Source organism: Luteibacter sp. P4_D7_3 (genome assembly GCF_056401735.1).
On sequence record NZ_JBFUIT010000407.1, the window covers coordinates 1 to 2,990 of the forward strand.

Sequence of the window (2,990 nt, forward strand, 5' to 3'; positions counted from 1 at the left end):
GCTTCACCATGATCCGAAAACCGACGGGACCGCCGTAATCATGCAGGTACAGCGAGTATTTTTTCAGGCCGAGTTGTTCGAGAAGTCCATTCGTCGTCTCGGCGAGATGATCGAACGTATAGGCGTACGTCGACGGATCCGGTGCGTCGCTCTGACCGAAACCGGGATAGTCCGGCGCGATCAGGTGGTAGCGCGTGGCAAGTAACGGAATAAGGCTGTCGAACTGGCGAGACGACGACGGGAAGCCATGCAACAGCACCAGCGTCGGCGCATCCCTGGGTCCGGCCTCGCGATAGAACACGCCGACGCCGTCGACGGTAACGCGATGGTAGGTGGTCGTCGCATGACTGGACGGTAGCGTGGCTGCGCTCGACGTGGCGGTCATGATCATGCCGGCGGCAAAGAAAGCGAGGGTGTTCATTCGGGGGACCTCTTCGACAGACCTCTGCAGTATCGCTCCGCAGGCGACTCGGTAGCGTGCCACCCGGACATACTTTCGGTTGATGTCCGGCTGTGGGCGAAGGTGCTAGCGTGCGAACAAGCAGCCAGGCCTATTCACGGGAGGTGCGGGATGAACGAGCAGAGCATCCGATCGGCCATCGACCAGCACTGGGCGGCATCCGCCAGCGGCGATCAATTCGCCGAACACGAGATTTACCATGATGATGCGGTTTGCGAGTATCCGCAGTCAGGCGAGGTGATTCACGGGCGGCATAACCTACAGGCGCTTCGCAGCCATCACCCCGGTAAGCCCTCCGGGTTCAAGGTGCGGCGTATCGTCGGGCAGGACCATCTGTGGGTGACCGAGTACATCATCACCTACCAGGGCAAGCGCGCCTTCACGGTGAGCATCATGGAGTTTCGCGACGGCAAGGTAGCGCACGAGACGCAGTATTTCGCGGATCCGTTCGACGCGCCCGCCTGGCGCAGCCAATGGGTCGAAGTACGGACGTAATGCAGATCAATGCATCTGGAGACCCGAGGCTATCAGCCCGGCCAGCACACCAAAGCCCACCACCGCCGCCGCAAGCGACACGAGCAGGCGCCAGGGCAGGGAACGGCCAAGCATCGCCATCGAGGGCAAACTGACCGGCGGCAGGGTGATCAGCAAAGCCGCGGCAGGTCCGGCCCCCATGCCGAGGACGAGCATCGCCTGCACGATGGGTACTTCACCTGCGGTGGGAATGACGAACAACATGCCCGCCACGGCCAGCGCGACGATCCAGAACCATTGTTCGCCGATCTCCGGGCCGATGTGCGGGAACATCCAGGCGCGCGCGGCGCCGAGCAGCAGCACGATCACGATGTATTCGGGGATCAATCGCAGCGTCATGCGGGCGAACACCGTGACCCATCGGCGGCCCACATCGGCCAGCGATGAGGCTTCGTGTTCGGTTTCGGTCGGCAAGGCCTCGAGCGGAGCCGTCGTGTCCCTGATCATGAACCGGTTCGCGAGGTAACCCAGCCCGAAGACCATCGGAACGCTAAGTAGTACGCGAAGCAGCGTCCAGTTCCAGCCGAGGACGAAGCCGGTGAACACCAGTGTCGCCGGATTGAGCATGGTGTTCGACAGCCAGAACGCGACCGACGGCCCTGTGGCGGCCCGCTGCCTGCGGAGCCCCACGACCACGGGTGCGGCGCAACACGTACACATCATGCCCGGTATGCCCATGAGGCCACCGGCTACCGTACCGGCAAAGCCTGGCTTGCCCAGGGCACGTTGAACCCAATTCGACGGGATCAGGGCCTGGATGCCGGAACCGAGCAGCAGGCCGAGCACCATGGCCTTCCAGATGGCTTTCCCGTAAGCAACGGCATAGCCGAGGGCTGCACTCAAAGACGGGTCGGGCGCGCTGGATGCGTCGCCCATCAGGATGGACTTGCCGATGGAATGGTTCGCTGCGGCGTCGAAGGCGCGGCCGTAGTACGGAAACCACTTCACGTAGAAGAGGCCGACGACAGCCAGCAACAGGAAGACGGACCAGCGCACGGTACGGGCGCTACGCAGAGCGACGGACATGGCATCCCCCCGAAAATCGTCTATGGTTATCCTGCCGCATGACCCCTCCGTCGCGCCAGCGCAACTTTGGTGGAGCTTTCCATGACTTGTACCCGTTTGACTGAACTTGCCCATGGCGGCGGTTGTGGCTGCAAGCTCTCACCGTCGGTGCTCCGGCAATTACTCGCCGACAAGCCGGCGACAATGCCGTTCGCCCAGTTGCTCGTGGGTACCGAATCCAGTGACGACGCGGCGGTGTGGCAGGTGGACGACCATACCTGCGTGATCGCCACGACGGACTTCTTCATGCCGGTGGTCGACGATCCCCACGATTTCGGCCGGATCGCCGGCGCCAATGCGCTCTCCGACGTCTATGCGATGGGCGGCAAGCCGATCATGGCGCTCGCCATTCTCGGCATGCCATTGGGCAAGGTCGACATCGAGACCGTGCGCGCCATCCTTGCCGGTGGCGAAGCGGTCTGCGCCGAGGCAGGTATTCCGATCGCGGGTGGCCATTCGATCGATTCGGCCGAGCCGATCTACGGGCTCGCAGCGATTGGCTTGTGCACCCCGTCCAACGTACGCCGCAACACGGGCGCGAAACCGGGTGACGTACTCATCCTGACCAAGGCAATCGGGGTGGGGATCTACTCTGCCGCGTTCAAGAAGCAGTCGCTTCCGCAGGACGCCTATGACGAGATGATTGCCTCGACCACGCTGCTCAACCGCATCGGGCATGAGCTGGGCAAGGATGAGGACGTGCATGCGATCACGGATGTCACCGGCTTCGGGTTGCTCGGCCACGCCATGGAAATGGCGCGCGGCAGCGGCGTGCGCATCGCTCTCGATGAGGCGCGTGTTCCCTTCTTTACGCAGGCAAGGGAGCTGGCCGAAGCGGGCTTCATCACCGGCGCGTCGAAGCGAAACTGGGACAGCTACGGCGAGGGCGTCGACCTGGCCAGCGACCTGCCTTCATGGCGCCGCGATCTTC

At 63.2% G+C, this 2,990-nt stretch carries 4 protein-coding genes; 2 read left to right on the top strand and 2 right to left on the bottom strand.

The features are described 5' to 3' along the window. Positions 1–421, bottom strand: a 421-nt coding sequence (locus tag AC1DSN_RS20685) for an alpha/beta fold hydrolase (RefSeq protein WP_477332582.1), incomplete at its 3' end; no start/stop codon positions are given. Between the two features lie 150 nt (positions 422–571). On the opposite strand from AC1DSN_RS20685, the gene AC1DSN_RS20690 reads away from it, so the two are divergent. After that, positions 572–955, top strand: a complete 384-nt coding sequence (locus tag AC1DSN_RS20690) for a nuclear transport factor 2 family protein (protein ID WP_213947581.1) — start codon at positions 572–574, stop codon at positions 953–955. 6 nt (positions 956–961) lie between these two features. On the opposite strand, the gene AC1DSN_RS20695 is transcribed toward AC1DSN_RS20690, so the two are convergent. Further along, positions 962–2,020, bottom strand: coding sequence for a permease (locus AC1DSN_RS20695; protein WP_477296526.1), 1,059 nt, complete (start codon positions 2,018–2,020; stop codon positions 962–964). 81 nt (positions 2,021–2,101) lie between these two features. Between AC1DSN_RS20695 and selD the strand changes: the two genes are divergently transcribed. Beyond that, the coding region (gene selD / locus AC1DSN_RS20700) for a selenide, water dikinase SelD (protein WP_477332584.1) at positions 2,102–2,990 on the top strand (889 nt) is incomplete at its 3' end.

What these genes read in the sequence shown, in the direction of transcription:
- AC1DSN_RS20695 (WP_477296526.1), bottom strand. Translation starts at nt 2,020, where the DNA reads ATGTCCGTCGCTCTGCGTAGCGCCCGTACCGTGCGCTGGTCCGTCTTC.
- AC1DSN_RS20690 (WP_213947581.1), top strand. Translation starts at nt 572, where the DNA reads ATGAACGAGCAGAGCATCCGATCGGCCATCGACCAGCACTGGGCGGCA.